The 19,434-nt window shown below is 72.6% G+C and carries 16 protein-coding genes; 7 read left to right on the top strand and 9 right to left on the bottom strand.

The window, feature by feature from the left end; genetic code table 11:
- Nucleotides 1-18: 18 nt before the first annotated feature.
- Nucleotides 19-234 (bottom strand): zinc ribbon domain-containing protein, encoded by a 216-nt coding sequence (locus ACIBD9_RS00520; protein WP_396713255.1) that lies wholly within the window; start codon nt 232-234, stop codon nt 19-21.
- Nucleotides 235-289: 55 nt separating this feature from the next.
- Here ACIBD9_RS00520 and ACIBD9_RS00525 point away from each other — a divergent pair, with 55 nt between their 5' ends.
- The 5 genes from ACIBD9_RS00525 to ACIBD9_RS00545 all read left to right on the top strand — a co-directional run bounded on the left by ACIBD9_RS00525 (nt 290) and on the right by ACIBD9_RS00545 (nt 8,075).
- Nucleotides 290-1,930, top strand: a complete 1,641-nt coding sequence (locus ACIBD9_RS00525) for a lytic murein transglycosylase (RefSeq protein WP_396713800.1) — start codon at nt 290-292, stop codon at nt 1,928-1,930.
- A gap of 72 nt (nt 1,931-2,002) precedes the next feature.
- Nucleotides 2,003-3,019 (top strand): GNAT family N-acetyltransferase, encoded by a 1,017-nt coding sequence (locus ACIBD9_RS00530; RefSeq protein ID WP_387174445.1) that lies wholly within the window; start codon nt 2,003-2,005, stop codon nt 3,017-3,019.
- 92 nt (nt 3,020-3,111) lie between these two features.
- Complete coding sequence (locus tag ACIBD9_RS00535) at nt 3,112-6,390, top strand: lamin tail domain-containing protein (protein ID WP_396713257.1); 3,279 nt, start codon at nt 3,112-3,114, stop codon at nt 6,388-6,390.
- A 168-nt stretch (nt 6,391-6,558) separates the two neighbouring features.
- Nucleotides 6,559-7,128 (top strand): RNA polymerase sigma factor, encoded by a 570-nt coding sequence (locus ACIBD9_RS00540; RefSeq protein WP_396713259.1) that lies wholly within the window; start codon nt 6,559-6,561, stop codon nt 7,126-7,128.
- Nucleotides 7,129-7,145: 17 nt separating this feature from the next.
- Nucleotides 7,146-8,075 carry a CU044_5270 family protein gene (locus ACIBD9_RS00545; RefSeq protein WP_396713261.1) on the top strand — a complete coding sequence of 310 codons (930 nt, stop codon included), beginning with the start codon at nt 7,146-7,148 and terminating at the stop codon, nt 8,073-8,075.
- 122 nt (nt 8,076-8,197) lie between these two features.
- Here ACIBD9_RS00545 and hemB read toward each other — a convergent pair whose 3' ends face one another.
- The 5 genes from hemB to ACIBD9_RS00570 are packed head-to-tail and all read right to left on the bottom strand — an operon-like array spanning nt 8,198 to nt 13,908.
- Nucleotides 8,198-9,181: a porphobilinogen synthase gene (gene hemB, locus ACIBD9_RS00550; protein ID WP_396713263.1), complete on the bottom strand. Its 984-nt coding sequence runs from the start codon at nt 9,179-9,181 to the stop codon at nt 8,198-8,200.
- Between the two features lie 20 nt (nt 9,182-9,201).
- Entirely contained in the window at nt 9,202-10,782 is a 1,581-nt protein-coding gene (locus ACIBD9_RS00555) for a uroporphyrinogen-III synthase (protein ID WP_387174286.1), read from the bottom strand.
- Entirely contained in the window at nt 10,779-11,747 is a 969-nt protein-coding gene (hemC, locus tag ACIBD9_RS00560) for a hydroxymethylbilane synthase (RefSeq protein ID WP_396713265.1), read from the bottom strand. Before hemC ends, ACIBD9_RS00555 begins: the two co-directional genes overlap by 4 nt.
- Entirely contained in the window at nt 11,744-13,141 is a 1,398-nt protein-coding gene (locus ACIBD9_RS00565; RefSeq protein WP_396713267.1) for a glutamyl-tRNA reductase, read from the bottom strand. The genes hemC and ACIBD9_RS00565 overlap by 4 nt, the downstream gene beginning before the upstream one ends.
- Nucleotides 13,138-13,908, bottom strand: a complete 771-nt coding sequence (locus ACIBD9_RS00570; RefSeq protein ID WP_030329747.1) for a redox-sensing transcriptional repressor Rex — start codon at nt 13,906-13,908, stop codon at nt 13,138-13,140. Before ACIBD9_RS00570 ends, ACIBD9_RS00565 begins: the two co-directional genes overlap by 4 nt.
- Before the next feature lie 370 nt (nt 13,909-14,278).
- Between ACIBD9_RS00570 and ACIBD9_RS00575 the strand changes: the two genes are divergently transcribed.
- Nucleotides 14,279-15,583, top strand: coding sequence for a sensor histidine kinase (locus ACIBD9_RS00575; protein WP_396713269.1), 1,305 nt, complete (start codon nt 14,279-14,281; stop codon nt 15,581-15,583).
- A gap of 117 nt (nt 15,584-15,700) precedes the next feature.
- The gene (locus tag ACIBD9_RS00580) at nt 15,701-16,354 is read left to right on the top strand and encodes a response regulator transcription factor (protein ID WP_030329744.1); all 654 of its coding nucleotides are present in this window, start codon (nt 15,701-15,703) and stop codon (nt 16,352-16,354) included.
- Here ACIBD9_RS00580 and ACIBD9_RS00585 read toward each other — a convergent pair.
- The 3 genes from ACIBD9_RS00585 to ACIBD9_RS00595 are packed head-to-tail and all read right to left on the bottom strand — an operon-like array spanning nt 16,335 to nt 18,869.
- Entirely contained in the window at nt 16,335-16,997 is a 663-nt protein-coding gene (locus ACIBD9_RS00585) for an HAD family hydrolase (protein ID WP_396713271.1), read from the bottom strand. The genes ACIBD9_RS00580 and ACIBD9_RS00585 overlap by 20 nt on opposite strands.
- A gap of 20 nt (nt 16,998-17,017) precedes the next feature.
- Complete coding sequence (locus tag ACIBD9_RS00590) at nt 17,018-17,272, bottom strand: glutaredoxin family protein (protein WP_030329740.1); 255 nt, start codon at nt 17,270-17,272, stop codon at nt 17,018-17,020.
- On the bottom strand, nt 17,262-18,869 hold the full coding sequence (locus ACIBD9_RS00595; protein WP_396713273.1) for an AMP-binding protein: 1,608 nt from the start codon (nt 18,867-18,869) through the stop codon (nt 17,262-17,264). Before ACIBD9_RS00595 ends, ACIBD9_RS00590 begins: the two co-directional genes overlap by 11 nt.
- Nucleotides 18,870-19,434: the final 565 nt, after the last annotated feature.

Below are 19,434 nucleotides of genomic sequence, written 5' to 3' on the forward strand. Positions count from 1 at the left end.
GGCGGCGAATTGGCCCGATCAGCAGCCGCAGGCACCGCCGCAGCAGCCACCAGCGGCGGGTGCCGGGGCGCCACCGGCGGCATTACCCCGGCCGGTGACCGCGACCGCGGAAAGAAGCTTGACCGTGTCGGCGTGTCCCTGTGGGCAGCTGGCCGGCTCACCGGCCGCCGCCATCGAACGGTTGACCTCGAAGGTGTCGCCGCAGGCGCGGCAGCGGAACTCGTACCGGGGCATGCCACCCAGGGTACGTGGATCTGACGCTTGGCGAAGCATGGGTGATACTCGACAGGTGGTGGACGGCGAGGACGACACGCGTGTGCAACCGTTACGACCGGCCGCGCCGCTGGACGGGCCGCTCGCAGGCTCGGGGGCCGCGCCCGATCCGGTGGGCAAGGTGCCCCGCCCCCGCCGCCCCTGGCTGAGCTGGCGTTCGACGGACGCACCGACCACACCACCGGCCACCGCGCCGACCACACCACCGGCCACCGCGCCGACCACACCACCGGCCACCGCGCCGGCCGCGCCAGCGGGTGAGCCCACCGCGACCGACCTCGCCGGGTCCGACCCGGACGCGAGCGCCACCGGCACGAAGGCCCCGGCCGAGCCCACCCCGGCCGCCGCCCCGCCGGCCGAGGCCGTCAAGACCGACGCCCCGAAGACCGAGGCCGTCAAGACCGGCGCCCCGAAAACCGAGGCCGTCAAGACCGACGCCCCGAAGACCGAGGCCGTCAAGACCGGCGCCCCGAAGACCGAGGCCGTCAAGACCGACGCCCCGAAGACCGAGGACCAGGCCGACACCCCCAGGACCGACGTCACGAAAGGCGAAGGCCCGGAGGCGGACGGCAAGGCTAGCGACCCGGCCGCGCCGAAGCCGGCCGGCGGGTCGAGCGCCGACACGCCGGCAGACGACGCGAAGACCGCCGCCGGTGCAGCGGATCCGGCGAAGACCACTGTGGATGAGATGCCGGTCGTGCCGGCGTCCGACCCGGCCCGTCGGCGGCGGGTGCAGTTCGCGCACGCGGTACGGCTGCCGCCACGCCAGGCAGCGGCCTCCGCGGCTCGGGCGACGCGTGCCTGGGCTCGCCGGCCGAGTGGTCGGCTGACCCTGCCTGGCGTCTTCCTGTTGGCGCTGGTGGCGGTGACCGCCGCGGCGGGAGCGCTGCTCGTGCCGGCCGCGATCCGCGCACCGCGTCCGGTCGCGGTCGACGCCTCGGCCGCGCCGACCGGGGTCGCACCGCCGGGGGGGCCGTCCGGCCTGCCCACCGGCCCGCTGCCCACCGGGCCGCTGCCGACCCTTCCGCTGCCCAGCGGCGGTTTGCCCGGCAACGGGCTGCCGACCGGGTCGGTGATCGGTGGCCGACCGTCGGACGCCCTGGCCGGCTGGGCGCAGCAGGTCGGCGCCAAGGTCGGTGTCCCCCCGGTCGCCATGCAGGCGTACGGCTACGCCGAGCTGGTGCTCGCCCAGACCAACCGCAGCTGTGCGCTGAGCTGGACCACGCTGGCCGCGATCGGTCAGGTCGAATCGGGGCACGGCTCGGCCAACGGCGCGCGACTGGGGCAGGACGGCAAGGCAATACCGAAGATCATTGGGCTGCCGTTGGACGGCAACGGCGGCCGGATGCGGATCATCGACACCGACCGTGGGGCGCTCGACGGAGACTCGACCCTCGACCGCGCGATCGGACCGATGCAGTTCATCCCGACCACCTGGCAGGAGATCGGCGCGGACGCCGACAACGACGGGCTCAAGGACCCGCACGACCTGGACGACGCCGCCCTGGCAGCGGGAAACTACCTTTGCAAGGGCGGGCGAAACCTGAGCATTCCGGGCGACTGGTGGAACGCGATCCTCTCCTACAACGATGTACGGCGCTACGCCCAGGACGTCTACGACACCGCGAACCGGTACGGACGGGCCAGTCGGTCGTGAAGTGATCGTCTCGATACGTTGGAGAACTGGACACTTCCCCCGGGCCTCTGTTAGCGGCAAGCTAGACGGGTGATGGTGCGCGAGTGGGACCCCAGGACCGCGTCGTCCGCCGAGATCGCGTCGCTGTTGGCCACGCTGAACGCGGTCTTGGCGGCCGATCTGCCGCAGGACCCGCCCTGGCGGGAGACTTCGCTGCGGGAATACCTCGCCGAGGTGATGCCCGGCGAACGGCGGATCTCCTGGATCGCCCAGGCCGAGCCGACCACCCCGGGCGACACGGGCGCGGTGCTCGGCCAGGTGCACGTACTCCTTCTGGGTGACATCGGCGTGCTCGAGGTGCTGGTGCACCCGTCCGCGCGGCGCACCGGCCTCGGTCGTGACCTGGTGTTGCGTGCCGCCCGCCGGGTCTACCAGGAGGGCTTCCGGTCGATCGGGGTCGAGGTCGTCGGCGACACACCCGCGATCGGGTTCTACGAGTCGCTCGGCTTCACCCGGGAGTACGTGGAGACGCGCAGCGTCCTCGACCTGACCGCGGTGGACTGGGCCGAGCTGGCCGAGATGGCCACCGGCATCGGCGCGGGCTACCAGCTGGAGTTCTTCCCGGGCGGGCCGCCGGACGACCTGATCGAGGCGTACGCGCGGGCCAAGGCCGAGGTGCGCGACGTCGACGACGGTGAGCTGCGGCCCAGCTCCTACGACCCGGAGCGGCTGCGCGACAGCCTCGACACGCTGCACCGGCGGGGCATGAAGCCGTACATCGTGCTCGCCCGGCACGAGCAGAGCGGCGAGGTGGCCGGCCTGACCGAGGTGGTGGTGCCGGCGCAGCACCCGACCCGTGCCGACCAGTACGACACGATCGTCGCGCAGGATCACCGGGGCTACGGCATCGATCGGGCGATCAAGGCCCGGATGCTGCTGGAGCTACGCTCCGCCGAGCCGGAGCTGATCGAGGTGCAGACCTGGAACGCGCAGGCCAACGAGGCGATGCTCAAGGTCAACGCGGAGCTGGGCTACCGCCCCGACCGGGACTGGTGCGAATACAGCGTCGACGTCGCTGAGCTGGTGCACCGCCTCGACCCGCCGCGCTGAGGAATTCACGAAACTGTCCATTAGGGGATGGACGGTGGACAGTCGCGCACCTTAACGTGCGTTGACCCCCATCCACCCATCGTGGAGGCCCTATGCGCCCGCGCCGCTCAATCGCCGCGCTCGCGACCGCCACCGCCGCCGTGACCATCACGGCGCTCGGCGTCGCACCCACCGCGGCCAGCGCCGCGCCCACCGATCTGTTCATCTCGGAGTACGTCGAGGGTTCGTCGAACAACAAGGCGATCGAGTTGTTCAACGGCACCGGCGCCGCCGTCGACCTGGCGGCCGGTGGCTACCAGCTGCAGCTCTACTTCAACGGTTCCACCACGGCCACCACGATCGCCCTGACCGGCAGCGTCGCCGCCGGCGACGCGTTCGTGTTCGCCAGCGCCTCGGCCGGGGCCGCCATCCTCGCCCAGGCCGACCAGACCACCGGGGCGAGCCTCTTCAACGGTGACGACGCGATCGTGCTGCGCCGGGGCACCACCGTGCTCGACTCGATCGGCCAGGTGGGTGTCGACCCGGGCACCGAGTGGGGTGCCGGCGTCACCAGCACCGCTGACAACACCCTGCGCCGCTTGCCGAGCGTGGCCGCCGGTGACACTGACCCGTCGGACGCCTTCGACCCCGCCACGCAGTGGGCAGGCTTCCCCGTCGACACGTTCGACGGGCTGGGTACGCACACCGTGGACGGCGGTGGCCCGGTAGATGTACCGGCCACGTTGACCTGTGGCGGGCCGCTGGTCACCGCCGCGGGCACGGCCGCGAGCCGCGAGGTGACCGCCGCCGACCCCGACGACACGATCGTCGACCTGGCGGTGACCGCGATCAGCCCGAGCCCGACCACCGGCTCGATCACCCGTACCGCCTTCACCCCCGCCGACGGGGTGGGCGGCACCGCCCGCGCCACGGTCGGCGTGAGCGCCGACCTCGCCGCCGGGGCGTACACCGTCACCCTCACCGCGACCGACGCCGGCGGTGGCACCGCGAGCTGCGCCCTGGTCGTGCAGGTGACCCGGGAGCTGACCGTCGGCGAGGTGCAGGGTCCGACCACCGACGCCGAGTCGGGTCCGACCGACAGGTCGCCGCTCGCACCGGCGAGCGGCAACGGCACGAGCAGCACTCTGTACGACGTACGCGGCGTGATCACCCAGTTGACCCTGGCCCGCACCTCGGCCGGGGCGGAGCAGCACGGGTTCTTCCTGCAGAGCCGCGTTGGTGACACCGACGGCGACCCGACCAGCTCCGACGGCATCTTCGTGTTCATGGGCACGTTCACCTCGCTGATCGGCGGTTATGTGCCGACGGTCGGCGACGAGGTGGTGCTGCGGGCCCGGGTGTCGGAGTACTACAACTTCACCCAGCTCTCCGGCGCGTCCCTGGTCCGCCGGATCGGTGGCGGCCTGGCGGTGGACACCGCGGTGGCGGTGACCGACGCGGTGCCGCCGGCCGTGCTGACCGACGCGGAGCGTTTCTGGGAGCGGAACGAGGGCGCCCGCATGCGGGTACGCGCGGGAAGCGGCGCGGTGAGCGGCCGGGACGTCTTCGCCTCCACCGCCGACGCGGAGCTATGGGTGGTCGACCGCGACGACCCTCTGCTGGACCGCGCCGACCCGTACTCCCGGCGGGTCTTCCGTGACTCGCACCCGTTGGACAACGACCCGACCCGCCGCTTCGACGACGGCAACGGCCAGCGGACGCTGCTCGGCAGCATGGGCGTGAAGGCCACCGCCGGGGACAGCGCCGCGCTGCTCCCGCCGGCGCACACCTTCGACACGCTGCGGACGGACGCGGTGGGCGGGGTCTACTACTCGTTCGAGAAGTACGGCGTCCAGGTCGAGGGGGCGGAGTTCGCCGCCGGGGCCGACCCGTCGAAGAACAACCCGCCCAAGCCGGCCGACCGGTCGCAGGAGGTGGCCGTTGCCACCTACAACGTGGAGAACCTGTACGACTACCGCGACGACCCGTTCGACGGCTGCGACTTCGCCGGTAACGCCGGCTGCGTGGGCGTCGACCCGCCGTTCGACTACGTTCCGGGCAGCGAGGCGGAATACCGCGAGCAACTGGCCGCGCTCGCCGACCAGATCGTCAAGGACCTGCACGCACCGGATCTGATCCTGGTGCAGGAGGCCGAGGACCAGGACATCTGCACGGTCTCCGGGGCGGCCCTGAGCTGCGGCGACACCAACAACGCCGATGGCGCTCCGGACAGCATCCAGGAGTTGGCGCTCACGGTGGCGGCGGCCGGTGGGCCGGCGTACGCCGCCGCCTATGACCGGACCGGCGCGGACGCCCGCGGTATCACCGCCGCGTTCCTGTACCGCACGGACCGGGTGTCGCTGGCCGCCGCGACGGCGAACGACCCCCTGCTGGGCTCGGCACCGACTGTCGAGTACCGGGCTCCGGGGCTGCCGGCCAACGCCGACGTGCAGAACCCGAAGGCCCTCAACGCGGTGTTGCCGGCGGATGTGGACACCTCGACCGGTCGGGACGGGAACAACGTCTTCACCCGTGCGCCGCAGTTGGGCAAGTTCAGCGTGGCCGCGGCACCCGGCTCGACCGAGCGGTTCACCCTGTACGCGCTCAGCAACCACTACTCCTCGGGCCCGGACGGCCGGGTCGGGCAGCGGCGGGAGCAGGCGCGTTACGGCGCGGCGATCGTGACCGCGATCGAGGCGGCCGACCAGACCGCCCGGGTGGTCTACGGCGGGGACCTGAACGTCTTCCCCCGCCCGGACGATCCCATCGCGACGGGCAGCCAGCCCACGCCGTCGGACCAGCTCGCCCCGCTGTACGAGGCGGGCCTGCACAACCTGTGGGACAACCTCGTCGCGGACGTGCCGGCCTCGGCCTACTCGTACAGTTTCGAGGGGCAGGCGCAGACGCTCGACCACCTGTTCGTCAACGACGCGTTCTACGCCGACCTGGTGCAGGTGCGGGCGGCGCACATCAACGCCGACTGGCCGGCGGAGTTCGCCGGTGACGGCTCACGGGGTTCCAGTGACCACGACCCGCAGGTGGCCCGGTTCCGGTCCCGTGCGTCGCTGACAGTGGCCGACACGGCGGTGACCGAGGGCGACCAGGGCACCCGTCAGCTCACCTTCAGCGCCACCGTGTCCCGGCCGCTGTCCCAGTCGGTGCTGCTCTGCGCCGCCACCGTCGGCCTCACGGCGCAGGCGGGTTCGGACTTCGACCCGTACGCCGGCTGCAAGGTGTTGGCCGCCGGGCAGACGTCGGTGGCGTTCCCGGTGACGGTGCGCGGTGACCGCAAGCGAGAGTCGGACGAGAAGTTGACGCTGCTGGTGGCCGGCGTGCCCGGCCTGCGGCTGGCCGACCCCCTCGCGACCGGAACGATCACCAACGACGACTGAGGTTTCCGCTCCACCGCGCGTGATCGCGCTCGATCCAGGATGTAGTGGCCTCCTCCGACCAGGAGGCCACTACATCCGTTTTTTCAGCATGATCTTGCCCGGGGCGTAACACCGCGCCGCCGCCGAGCCAATGAAGGGGTGTAAGGACGGCCAACGAGAGGACGGCCTGTGACTATCCCGAGCCCAGGCGGGGGTGACCTAGCGATCCTCGGCGCCGACCCCGAGGCGTTCGAGCGGTTCTACCGGCGGCACGTCGAGACGATCGGCCGCTTCGTCGCTCGTCGCGTCGACGACCCCCACACCGCCGCCGACCTCACGGCCGAGGTGTTCCTCGCGGTGATCGACTCCGCGGCCGGTTACCGGCCGGAGCGGGGCAGCGAGTTGGGCTGGCTCTTCGGCGTGGCCCGCAACGTCATCGCGGCCGAACACCGCCGGGCGACCCGACTCCTGCGGGCCAGCGGTCGCATAGCGGGACGACGGCTGCTCGACGCCGACGACATCGCCCGGATCGAGGAACGCATCGACGCCGAGTCGCTGGCCCGCCGCACCTACCAGGCGCTGAGCGGCCTACCGGAGCGCACCCGCGCGCTGTTGGAACTTGTCGCCGTCGACGGCCTGTCCGTGGCGGACGCCGCCGAAGCACTCGGCATCTCCCCGGTCGCCGCCCGGGTCCGTGTGCATCGGGCCCGCCGTGCGGTACGCCTCGCGCTCGCGCAGTCCGAATCCGCACTCGTCTGATCGGAGGGATGATCGCCATGACCCACACTCCACTGGGCAACTTCGAGGAACGACTCCTCGGCGAGCTGCGGGACCGTGTTTCCAACCGAACCTCCGACTCGGCGCCGACCACGCCTCCCGTCCGCGCAGCACGCCCGGGCCCGCGTTGGCGTACGCAGGGCTGGCGCCTCGCCGGGGTCGGTGGGCTGGTCGCCCTGCTGACCATCGGCGGGTTGGTGGTGCAGACGGTGGACGACGAGCCACCGACGGCGAGCGCGGCCGAGATCCTGACCGACGCCGCGGAGACCGCCCGGCAGCAGCCCGACCTGGTGGCGCGCCCCGGTCAGTTCCTCTTCGTCGAACTGCGGCTCACCTGGCGGGATCGGCCGGATGCCGGCCCGTATACGGAGGAGCGGCTCCAGCGCTGGGTACCGGTCGGCGACGACCCCACCTGGCAGCAGCGTCGGAGGCTGGAGAGCCGCCCCGACGAGTGGCGGACCGACAACGTCTCGCACCTGGCGCCGCCGCCCGGCTACTTCCAGGGCCTGCCCACCGAGCCGGAGAAGATGGCGCAGTACCTGCGGGATCACCCGATCCCCCTGGATCTGCCCGCCGGCGCGGACCTGGAGGCCATCCGGAACGACCCTACGACGATCTTCGGCGACGGAATGTGGATGCTTGAGGGGTACGTGCCGCCGCAGTCGCTCGGCGCGCTGTTCCAGGCGATGGCCCAGGTGCCCGGGGCCACCGTGTTGCCCGGTGAGATTCGGGACGCGGCCGGCCGACGGGGCGTGGCACTGCGGACGCCGGGCGTGATCGGCGCCCACATCGACCTGATCTTCGACCGGGAGACCCACGCCTACCTCGGCACCCGCCGTCTCATCGTGCGGGATGGCAAGGAGTCGCCCTACACGAGCACCGCCGTCACCCAACTGGCCATCGTCGACCGCCCGGGGCAGCTGCCCTGATCGTCAGGGCGCCCCGATGATCGCGCTCGATCCTGGAAATAGTGGCCTCTCCCACGGAGGAGGCCACTATTTCCTTGTTTCAGCGCGATCGGGGTTGCCGGGGCCCGAGCGCAGGGGACGGCTCAGTAACGCTGGCGGAGCAGCCCGGCGGCCTCGACGGCCCAGTAGGTGAGGATGACCTGTGCGCCGGCCCGCTTGATCGAGGTGAGCGTCTCCAGCATCACCCGCTCCCGGTCGATCCAGCCGTTCGCGGCGGCCGCCTCGACCATCGCGTACTCACCGGAGACCTGGTAGGCGGCGACCGGGACGTCCACCGCGGCCCGCACCGCCGACACCACGTCGAGGTAGGGCAACGCCGGCTTGACCATCACCAGGTCGGCGCCCTCGGCGACGTCGAGCGCCACCTCGCGCAGCGACTCCCGCAGATTGGCCGGGTCCTGCTGGTAGGTGCGCCGGTCGCCCTCCAGCGCCGACTCCACCGCCTCGCGGAACGGGCCGTAGAAGGCGGAGGCGTACTTCACGGCGTACGCCAGCACGGAGACGTCCTGGTACCCGGCGGCGTCGAGCGCCCAGCGTACCACGCCGACCTGGCCGTCCATCATCCCGGACGGCCCGACCATGCCGACCCCGGCGGCGGCCTGGGCCACCGCCATCTCGGCGTACGCGGCCAGGGTGGAGTCGTTGTCGACCTCGCCGTCGGGGGTGAGCAGCCCACAGTGCCCGTGCGAGGTGAACTCGTCCAGGCACAGGTCGCTCATCACCACCGTGGCGTCACCCACCTCGGCGACCACGTCGCGGATGGCGACGTTGAGGATGCCGTTCGGGTCGATACCACCGGAGCCGGTCGGGTCCCGCTGTTCCGGAACGCCGAAGAGCATGATCCCGCCGACACCGGCCTGGACCGCCTCGGCTGCCGCCTTGCGCAGCGAGTCCCGGGAGTGCTGGAGCACCCCCGGGAGCGACCCGATGGCGCGAGGCTCGGTCAGCCCCTCCTTGACGAACATCGGCACGACCAGTTCGGCCGGGTCGACCCGGGTCTCGGACACCAGCCGGCGGACCGCCGGGTTGCGGCGCAGTCGGCGGGGCCGGATCTCGGGGTACGACATGGAAGGGCCTCCTCGAACGGCTACCGGAAGCGCAGGGCGGTCGGGCCCTGCACCTTCGAGCCACGGCGCTGCTTGGCCGGCATGGCGGCCAGCTTCTCCCGTAGCTCGACGGCGTAGGCGGCGAGCGCCTCCACCAGGTCGGGCACCGAGGCGTGCGGTGGCTGGACGTCGACCCGCAGGCCGAACTCCGTCGCGGTCTCCGCCGTCTTGGGCCCAATCACGGCAACAACGGTCCGGGCGTGCGGCTTCCCGGCGATACCGACCAGATTGCGCACGGTCGAAGACGAGGTGAAGAGCACCGCGTCGAAGCCGCCCGACTTGATCGCGTCGCGGATCTCGGCGGGCGGCGGAGCGGCCCGCACCGTCCGGTACGCGGTCACGTCGTCGACCTCCCAGCCGCGCTCGGTGAGCCCGGCGGCGAGCGTCTCGGTGGCGATGTCGGCGCGCGGCAGCAGCACCCGGCCCACCGGGTCGAGGATCTCGTCGTGCGGCGAGAACTCGGCCAGCAGGCCCTCGGAGGACTGCTCCCCGGCGGGGATCAGCTCCGGCTGGATGCCGAACGCGCGGACCGCGTCCGCGGTGGCCTCACCGATACAGGCGATCTTGACGCCGCCGAAGTGCCGGGCGTCGAGGCCGTGCTCGGCGAACTTCTCCCAGACCGCGCGGACCGCGTTCACCGACGTGAAGATCACCCAGGCGTACCGGCCGTCGACCAGGCCCTTGACCGCCCGCTCCATCTGCGCCGGGGTGCGCGGCGGCTCGACCGCGATGGTCGGCACCTCGCACGGGATCGCCCCGTAGGCCCGCAGCCGGGCGCTCATCGCGCCGGCCTGCTCCTTGGTGCGGGGTACGAGCACCTTCCAGCCGTACAGCGGGCGGTTCTCCCACCAGCTCAGCTTGTCGCGCTGCCCCACGCCGACACCGACGGTGAGCACCACCCGGCCGGTGAAGCCGAGCGCGGCGGCCACGAAGCTGTCCACGGTCGACGTGGTCGTGTACTGCGTCTCGCCGGTGCCGTCGCCGGTCACCCCGACGCCGGTGGTGCCGTCGACTCCGGCGGCGAGCAGCCCGTCCCGGACGGCGGCGAGGTCACCGGCGTCCACGGCGAGCGCGAGCGAACCCCGGCCGACGGCCGTGGCCAGGGCCTCGAAGTCCAGCGCGCTGACGTCCTCGACGTCGGCGGCCGTACGCACACCCGGCAGCGGGACCCCGGCGTAGGTGGCCACACCCTCGGCCTGGCCGACGCCGGGCACCACCTCGAAGTGGGCGGCGGTGCGGGCCACCGCCTGCACCTCCTTGACCACCGAGTCGTGCCCGAACGGGTCGCCGGCGACGAGGTGCACCGCGTTCAGCCCGGAGCGGGCCGCGGAGATCAGCACCTTCGCCACGTCCCCCGGCGCGCCCTCGGCCGGGGTGAACTCGGCATCGTTCCTGGCCTCGGCGCGAACGACGGTGAGCAACGACTCTGGGACTCCCCGGTCGTAGATCACCTGGTCGGCGTCGACCAGGGCGTCGTGGGCCCGACGGGTCAGCAGGCCCGGGTCACCGGGGCCAGCCCCGACGAACGCGATACGGCCGACGGGCTTACGGGTGCGGGTCATTCTGTGCTCCCAAATTGCTGGGTCCCCGGGCCGGTGTGTCCTTCGTGGCCGAGGATCGAGTCGGCGCCGAGGTCGAGGAGTTCGGCGGCGAGTGCCTTACCGATCTCCGCCGCGTCGGCGGGCGTTCCGGTGCGGGACAGCCGGAGGTCACGAGTGCCGTCCGGGCTGATCACCGCCCCGCGCAGGTAGATCTCATCGCCGGTCTCGCCTTCGGCGAGTTCGGCATAGGCGGCGACGGGTGCGCTGCACCCGGCCTCCAGGGTTGCCAGAAACGCGCGTTCCGCGGTGACCGCGGCACGCGACGGTGCGTGGTCGAGCACCGCGAGCAGCTCAACCAGGTCCTGATCGTCGACCCGGCACTCCACGGCCAGCGCACCCTGAGCGGGCGCGGGCAGCATCAGCATCGGGTCCAGCGACTCGGTGATCACGTCGAGCCGGCCGAGTCGGGCCAGACCGGCCCGGGCCAGGACGACGGCGTCGAGGTCGGCCTCGGGGCCGAGCACCCGCGCCAGGCGGGTGTCGACGTTGCCGCGGATCGGGGTGACCTCCAGTTGCAGGCCGAGGGCGTGCAACTGGGCGATCCGGCGCAGCGCGCCGGTGCCCACGGTGGCCCCGGGCGGCAGCTCGGCGAGCGTCCGGCCGTGGCGGGCCACCAACGCGTCGCGCGGGTCCTGCCGGGCCGGCACCGCGGCGATGTGCAGCCCGCTGGCGGCAGCCGTGGGCAGATCCTTGTACGAGTGCACCGCGAAGTCGATCGTCTTGGCGGTCAGCGCGTCACGCAGGGCGGAGACGAACACCCCGACGCCCAGCCGGTGCACCGGCGCGCTGGAGCGGTCGCCCGCGGTGACCACCTCGACCAGCTCGACGGGGCGGCCGGTGGCGGCGGTCACCGCCTCGGCGATCTGGCCGGACTGGGCCATCGCCAGGGCGCTGCCCCGGGTGCCGAGGCGCAGGGGGGCGGTCAACGCGCACCTCCGGTGGGTGGGGTCGGCTCGACGGCGTCGGCTCCGGACACCGGGTCGGTGCCGGGGAGCGCCAGGCCGAGGTCGGGGGTCAGCACGTCCGGGACGGTGTCCACCGGCGAGGTCTGCGGCACCTCGAGGTCGAACAGCTCGCGCAGCAGTGCCGCGTACTGGTCGCCGCCGGGCTCCGCGGCCAACTGGCGGACCTTCACGGTGGGCTGGTGCAGCAGCCGCTGCACGACCCGGTGCACCGTGCGGGCCACCTCGGCCCGCAGGTCGTCGCCGAGGTCGGGGCGACGCTGGGCCAGCCGGCGCAGCTCGGCGGTGACCACGTCGTCGGCCCGGCCACGCAGCGCGGCCACGGTGGGTGCCACATCGGCGCCGCGCAGCCAGGTGAGGAAGCCCTCCACCTCGGCGAGCACGATGCGTTCGACGGCTGCGGCGTCGGCAGCCGCCGGACCGTCGGCGAGCAGCCCCGCCATCCGGTCGATGTCGATCACCTCGACGCCGGGCAGCTCGGCGACGCCCTCCTCGACGTCGCGCGGGACGGCCAGGTCGAGCAGGACCAGTGGGCCCCGGGCCGGGTCGCGTTCGGCCAGCGCCGCGGTGACCACCGCCCGGGTGAGGACCGGTTCGGTGGACGCGGTGGCGGCCACTACGATGTCCACTGTGGAGAGGGTGTCGGCCAGCTCGGTCATCGGCGCGGCGCTCGCCCCGTACGACTCGGCGAGCCGGACGGCCCGGTCGGCGCCCCGATTGCTGACGGTGAGCGGCCCGGCGCCCAGGCGGGACAGCGTGGCCACCCCGAGCGAACCCATCGCGCCGGCACCGACCACCAGGGCCGGGTGGCCGACGAGGTCGCCGTCGAGGTGCCCGGCGGCCAGCTCCAGCGCGGCGGTGACGACGCTCTGGCCGGCCCGGTCGATGCCGGTCTCGGCGTGAGCCCGCTTGCCGACCCGCAACGCCTGCTGCATCAGTTCGTGCAGCAGCCGGCCGGCCGAGTCGGCGCCGGTGGCCCAGTGGTACGCGTCGCGCAGCTGGCCGAGGATCTGCGCCTCGCCCACCACCATCGAGTCCAGACCGGTGGCGACCCGGAAGACGTGGTCCACCGCGGCGTTGTCGTAGTGCACGTACAGGTGGCTGGCGAGCGCGGTCGGCGAGCTGCCGGCCTGCTCGGCCAGCACTGCGCAGACGTCGCCGAGCCCACCGTGGAAACCGGACACGGCGGCGTATACCTCCACCCGGTTGCAGGTGGAGACGATCACCGCCTCGGCCACGTACGGCTGGGCGACCAGGCGGTCAAGTGTGCGGGTCAGGTCGGCGGGAGGCACGGCCAGCTGCTCCAGCGTGGCGACCGGGGCGGTCCGATAGGACGCGCCGACGACGAGCAGTTTCACGTGCCGATCGCCTCCTGGGTGTCGGTGGCCGCGAACCCGCCGGGCAGAGCGGTGAGAGCGGACCCGCCGGTGGCGGGCAGCGCGGTCAGCGACGCCTTGCGGTGTTCGTGGAAGGACAGAATCTGCAGCTCGATGGCGAGGTCGACCTTGCGCACGTCGACCCCCTCCGGAACCGAGAGTACGCACGGCGCGAAGTTGAGGATGCTCGTCACGCCGACGGCGACCAGTTGGTCGGCGACCTGCTGGGCGGCGGCGGCCGGGGTGGCGATCACGCCGATCGCGAGGGATTCCTCCGCGGCGACCGTCGGCAGGTCGTCGACATGCCGGACCACCAGGCCGTTGATCTCCTCACCGACCCGGGAGGGATCGGCGTCGAGCAGTGCGGCGATCCGGAAGCCCCGGCTGGCGAAGCCGTCGTAGCCGGCCAGGGCGTGACCGAGATTACCCACGCCGACCAGGGCGACCGCCCGGCGTTGGGTGAGCCCGAGCACATACTCGATCTGCTCGATCAGCAGCGCGACGTCGTAGCCGACGCCCCGGGTGCCGTACGAGCCGAGGTGTGAGAGGTCCTTGCGGAGCTTGGCGGAGTTGACCCCGGCGGCGGCGGACAGGCCCTCGCTGGAGACCGTCTCGTGCCCGGTGTCGGCGAGGTTGTGCAGCGCGCGCAGGTACTCCGGGAGCCGAGCGACGGTCGCCTCGGGCAGATCCGGGAGCGCTGGTACGGCACCGGCGCGGCCGGGCGCGCCTGGGTGACGGTGCTGACTCATGAGACTCCGTGCGGTGCGATCCTCGGCCAACTCCGCTGGTCGGCCGTTTATGGACTCCCGCTGGCGACCGAGGTTGCCGGCTGTGCTAGCAGGGCGCGTCGGAGTCACAGCGTAGGCGCTTGTGAAGACGTGCACAAATCGCGATCTTGCCGCTGCGTGCCGCGACCCCACCAGCACCTCCATTCCACAAGATCGATTGAACGGCCTGGTCCGCTCACCGCCCGGGCGATTATTACTCAATCCCGACTTCTCTGACCAATCCCGCGCCGGCCCTTCTCCGGGACGTCCCGGCGGTGGTAGGGGCAGCACTACGGAGGAGAGGCGGGGTTTCGGGATGGGGACACCGAGCCCAGCTGCCTAGCCTTTGAGCATGACCGCCGTTGCCGCCACCAGCGACCGACCGACGCTGGCACCGAGCATCCCCCGCCAGCTCTTCGTCGACTCCGGGTACGTGGTGCTCGGCCTGCCCCTGGCGGTGGCCAGCTTCGTCGTCCTCATCGTCGGCCTCGCGGTCGGCATCGGTCTGGTGGTCACGGTGATCGGCCTGCCGATCCTCAGCGGCACCCTGTACGCCGCCCGTGGGCTGGCCGACGTCGAGCGGCTGCGGCTGCCCGCGGTGCTCCACCAACCCCGGATCCGGCCGCACTACCGGCTGCCCGAGGCGGGCGCGAACGCCTGGCGGCGGATCTTCGTGCCGATGCGGGACGCCCAGTCCTGGCTCGACCTGGCGCACGGCATCCTGCGGCTGATCGCGGCGGCGGGCACCTGCGTGGTGACGCTGTCCTGGTGGGCCGCGGCGATCGCCGGCTCGCTCTACTGGGCCTACGACTGGGCCCTGCCCCGGGCCGACGGCGAGGGTGACCAGGACCTCGCGCAGCTGCTCGGCCTGGGCGACTCGACAACCGCCCGGATCGGCCTGTACACCGCGCTCGGGGTGTTCTTCCTGATCACCCTGCCGATCGTGGTGCGGGGCTGCGCGCTGCTCCAGGCCAGCTTCGCCAAGGCCATGCTGACCGGGGTGGCCGAGATGCGTGACCGGATCACGGTGCTGGAGGAGCAGAAGCGGGCCGCCGTGTCCGCCGAGGCCTCCGCGCTACGCCGGTTGGAACGTGACATCCACGACGGCCCCCAGCAGCGGCTGGTCCGGCTGGCCATGGACCTCAGCCGGGCCCGGATGCAGCTCGCCTCGGACCCGGAGGCGGCCGGCCGCACCATCGACGAGGCGGTCACCCAGACCCGGGACACGCTTGCCGAGCTGCGTGCGCTGTCCCGGGGAATCGCCCCGCCGATCCTGGTCGACCGGGGCCTGCCCAGCGCCCTGGCGGCGATCGCCGGCCGCGGGCTGATCCCGATCGAGCTCCAGGTGGACCCACAGCTCGGCACCCCGGCCGGACGGCTCGACCCGGCGGTGGAGAACACCGCGTACTTCGTGGTGTCCGAGGCGCTGACCAACGTCGCGAAGCACAGCCGGGCCACCGAGGCCACGGTGGCCGTGGCCCGGAAGGGCACCCACCTGCAGGTACGGGTGGGCGACGATGGGCAGGGCGGTGCACACCTGGCGAAGGGGCACGGGCTGGCCGGCATCGCCGACCGGGTCCGGGCCGCCGGTGGCGAACTAATGGTGGTCAGCCCGACCGGCGGCCCCACCGAGATCCACGCCGAGCTTCCCCTGTGAGCGCGAGGAGTGAGCCGGGTTTGCGAGCCCCGCAGTCGCGAACAAAGGAGATGCCGTGAGCGCTCAGGGACCGCGTCGAACCCGTACGACGGGCCGGACGTGGTAGACAACACAGCCATGCGCATCGTGATCGCCGACGACGCCGTCCTGCTCCGGGAGGGGCTGGTCCGGCTGCTGACCGAGAGCGGGCACCAGGTGGTGGCCGCCGTCGGGGACGGTGACGCCCTGGTCGAGGCGGTGGTCGAACACCGCCCCGACGTGTCGATCGTCGACGTCCGGATGCCGCCGTCGCACACCGACGAGGGGCTGCGGGCTGCGGTGGAGGCACGCCGGCTGGTGCCGCGTACGCCGATCCTGGTGCTCTCCCAGTACGTCGAGGTTTCGTACGCCGATGATCTGCTCGCCACCACCGGTGGCGCCGGCGGCGGGATCGGCTACCTGCTCAAGGACCGGGTGGCCGCGATCGACGAGTTCCTGGACGCGCTGCGCCGGGTGGCGGGGGGCGGCACGGTGCTCGACCCGGAGGTGGTCGGTCAGCTCTTCGCCCGGCGTCGCCGGGACGACCCGCTGCGCGAGCTGACCCCCCGTGAGCGCGAGGTGCTCGCCCTGATGGCCGAGGGGCGCTCGAACACCGCCATCGCGCGCGCCCTGGTGGTCAGCGACGGCGCGGTGGAGAAGCACGTGCGCAACATCTTCACCAAGCTCACCCTGCCGCCGGACACCGAACAGCACCGGCGGGTGCTGGCCGTCCTCACCTATCTGCGGAACTGATCTCCCGGGCCAGGGTCACCGCGTCGGTGAGGGTGTCGGCCACCGGGTGACCGGAGGCGCGCAGCCGGGCCGGGTCGGTGAACCCGCCGGTGTAGAGCACGGCACGGCCGCCCACCGCGAGCGCCGCGTCCGCGTCGTCGATGGAGTCGCCGATCAGCACCACCGAGGGGCCGTCCACGCCCAGTTCGGCCAGGTGCAGCTGGAGCGACTCGGCCTTGCGTCCGCCGCCGACCGTGGCCCGCAGCCCGTCGACCCGGGCGAAGTGGCTGGTCAACCCGTACGTGTGCACGGTCGGGACCAGCTCCTCGTGGAACCACATGGACAGCAGGCTCTGGCTGCCCGGCCAGGCGGCCATCGCGGCGCGCGCGTCGGCGGCCAACTCACAGGTGGTCAACCCGGTGCGGTACGCGTCGTGGAAGATCTTGTCCAGTCGGCCGAACTCGTCGTCGTCCACGGCCTGCCCGAGCACCTCGGCGTAGTACTCGGCGATCGGCCTGCGGAACCGCACCCGGTGCTCCTCCGGCGTGACCGTCGGCCCGCCCAGGCTCGCGAACACGACGTTGGTGGCGGACACCACCAGGCTGAGGTCGTTGAGCAGGGTGCCGTTCCAGTCCCAGACGAGGTGCGGGGGTGCGGGGGTCATCAGAGCACCATAGGCACTCCTCAGAGCTGCGGCGTGGTCAGGTCCCGCAGCAGCCGGTCCTCCTCGACCCGCCAGTACCCGTGCTCCTTGCCGTCGAGCATCACCACCGGCAGCCGGTCCCCGTACTCCCGCTCCAGCCCCTCGTCGCCGGTGACGTCCCACTCGACCCACTTGTCGCCGGTGACCGCCACCACCCGGTCGAGCGCCGCCTTGGCGTCGTCGCACAGGTGGCAGCCGGGTCGGGTGATCAGGGCGAGTCGGGCGTCAGTGGCCATCGGTTACCTCCGTGCGGTCGGTCGGCGGCGCCGACCGGAGCTGGGTCTTGCGTACCTTGCCGATCGCCGAGTGTGGCAGGGCGTCGACGAACTCGACGGCGGTCGGGCACTTGAACCGGGCCAGGTTCCGTGCGCAGTGGGCGAGCAACTCCTCGCTGGTCACCGGTCGGCCCTGCACAGGCACCACGTACGCCCGCACAGTCTCGCCGGTCCGCGGGTGCGGCACACCCAGTACCGCCGACTCGACCACCCCGGGGTGCCCGGCGAGCACCAGCTCGACCTCGTGCGGATAGACGTTGAACCCGTTGACCAGGATCAACTCGCCGAGCCGGTCGACCAGGAAGAGGTCGCCGTCCTCGTCGGCGTACGCGACGTCACCGGTGCCCCACCAACCCTCGGCGTCCGGGCCACCCCGACCGTCGGGCCAGTAGCCGGTGAAGAGGTTGGGGCCGGACACCACGATCTGCCCCAGGTCGGTGCCCGGCGCCACGTCGGAGATGTCCAGCTCATCCGGGTCGTGGTCCGGAACGGCCAGCCCGTCACGCCACAGGTCCACCCCGTCGGCGCCGACCAGGCGCAGCCGCACCCCGGGCAGCGGCCGACCGATCGAACCCGGCTTGGCCACACCGCCGACCAGGGTGGAGGTGAGCACCGGCGCGGTCTCGGTGAGGCCGTACCCGATGTGCACCTGGTGCCCGGTGACCTCGGTGAAGCGCGCCGCGACCGCGGGTTCGAGCGGCGCCGCGCCGCAGACCGCCACCCGCACCGACGCGGTCGCCGCGCGGGCCGTGGCCGCTTCGGCCCAGGTCAGGAACATCGACGGTACGCCGACCAGCACGCTGACCCGGTGCCGCGCGACCTCGTCCAGCCCCGCCGTCGGGCCGGGCTCGTCGAGCAGCACGCCGGTCGCGCCGTGGTGCACGACCGCGCCGAGCCCCGAGTTGAGCCCGTACGCGTGGAACAGCGGCAACGCGAGGAGAACTGTGTCCGTCGGCCCGACCACCGGCGGTTCGATCTCCGCGACCTGTTCGTGGTTGGCGAGCAGCGCCTGGTGCGAGAGCATCGCGCCCTTGGGCCGCCCCTCGGTGCCGGAGGTGTAGAGCAGTACAGCCAGGTCGGCGCCGCCTCGTCGAGGGCGGGGGGTCGGTCCGGGCGCCTCGGCGGTCGGTGGGGTGCCGTACACGCGGGCCAGCGCGGGCAGCTCGGCGGCCACGCCGGCGACCAGCTCCCGTACGCGGTCGGTGGCGATGAGCACCGACGCGCCGGAGTCGGCCAGCACGTGCCGTAGCTCCGGGGCGGTGAAGCCGGGGTTGACCGACACGGCGACCAGCCCGGCGCGGAGGGCGCCGAGCCAGGCGATCACGAAGTCCGGCGTGTTGGGCAGCGCGATGGCGACGCGTGGTGGCGTACCGCCGGGGTCGGTGGGTGGCGCGGCGACGGACAGGCCGCGGGCGGCGGCGTCCACCGCGGCGTCCAGCTCGGACCAGCTGAGGGTGTGCGCACGCCAGTGCAGCGCGGGCCGGTCGGCGCGGTCGAGAGCCGCCCGGCGGACCCGGTCGGCGAGGTTCGGCGCGAGGCTTTCCGAGGCGTCCTGCACGGTGATCGAGTCTGGCACAGCGGGCGGTGACGGGCCATGCCCAACGGTCGGGGCCACGTCCGGAGGACGGCACACCGGACAGTCCCGTGCACGGGACTGTCCGGTGTGCCGCCGACGATCCGATCAGGTCCTGTCGATGGGACGTGCGACGCCGGCCACGGGCAGCTCGGCCACCCCCGGCCGACCGGCCGGCCCGCCGGGTCAGCCGAACAGGCGGCACGCCCCCTACCAGGGCATCCATCGTGGAACACCGGGCCGACGGAAAGTCAATCGCACACGACGGACAACCGGTCCGCCGCCGGTGCGAGAGAGCGGGAAATACTTCCGCCTTGTGTAACGGACTTGCCACGCGCGGGTGACGTTGGCCCTATCATCACTCGGGTCGGGTCACCCCATTTGCCGTGAGTCGACACCCCTCAGCCCGAGGAGGCCCCCGTGCCTGTGAGCGCATTGGACCAGCACCTCCAGGGGAATTGCCGCCCGTCGGCAACCCCCGCGACCGTCCTGCCCGACCGGTCCCCCGGTCGGTCCGCCCCGACCAGACCCAGACCGGCCCGCCCGGCGA

Origin of the sequence: Micromonospora sp. NPDC050784, assembly GCF_044456765.1 — a bacterium.
In the GTDB taxonomy this organism is placed as follows: Bacteria; Actinomycetota; Actinomycetes; order Mycobacteriales; family Micromonosporaceae; genus Micromonospora; species Micromonospora foliorum.

Excerpts from the sequence above, each read along its gene's own strand:
- ACIBD9_RS00520 (WP_396713255.1), bottom strand. The coding sequence starts at position 234 with ATGCCCCGGTACGAGTTCCGCTGCCGCGCCTGCGGCGACACCTTCGAG.
- ACIBD9_RS00530 (WP_387174445.1), top strand. The coding sequence starts at position 2,003 with ATGGTGCGCGAGTGGGACCCCAGGACCGCGTCGTCCGCCGAGATCGCG.
- ACIBD9_RS00535 (WP_396713257.1), top strand. The coding sequence starts at position 3,112 with ATGCGCCCGCGCCGCTCAATCGCCGCGCTCGCGACCGCCACCGCCGCC.
- ACIBD9_RS00545 (WP_396713261.1), top strand. The coding sequence starts at position 7,146 with ATGACCCACACTCCACTGGGCAACTTCGAGGAACGACTCCTCGGCGAG.
- hemB (WP_396713263.1), bottom strand. The coding sequence starts at position 9,181 with ATGTCGTACCCCGAGATCCGGCCCCGCCGACTGCGCCGCAACCCGGCG.
- ACIBD9_RS00555 (WP_387174286.1), bottom strand. The coding sequence starts at position 10,782 with ATGACCCGCACCCGTAAGCCCGTCGGCCGTATCGCGTTCGTCGGGGCT.
- ACIBD9_RS00570 (WP_030329747.1), bottom strand. The coding sequence starts at position 13,908 with ATGAGTCAGCACCGTCACCCAGGCGCGCCCGGCCGCGCCGGTGCCGTA.
- ACIBD9_RS00575 (WP_396713269.1), top strand. The coding sequence starts at position 14,279 with ATGACCGCCGTTGCCGCCACCAGCGACCGACCGACGCTGGCACCGAGC.
- ACIBD9_RS00580 (WP_030329744.1), top strand. The coding sequence starts at position 15,701 with ATGCGCATCGTGATCGCCGACGACGCCGTCCTGCTCCGGGAGGGGCTG.
- ACIBD9_RS00585 (WP_396713271.1), bottom strand. The coding sequence starts at position 16,997 with ATGACCCCCGCACCCCCGCACCTCGTCTGGGACTGGAACGGCACCCTG.
- ACIBD9_RS00590 (WP_030329740.1), bottom strand. The coding sequence starts at position 17,272 with ATGGCCACTGACGCCCGACTCGCCCTGATCACCCGACCCGGCTGCCAC.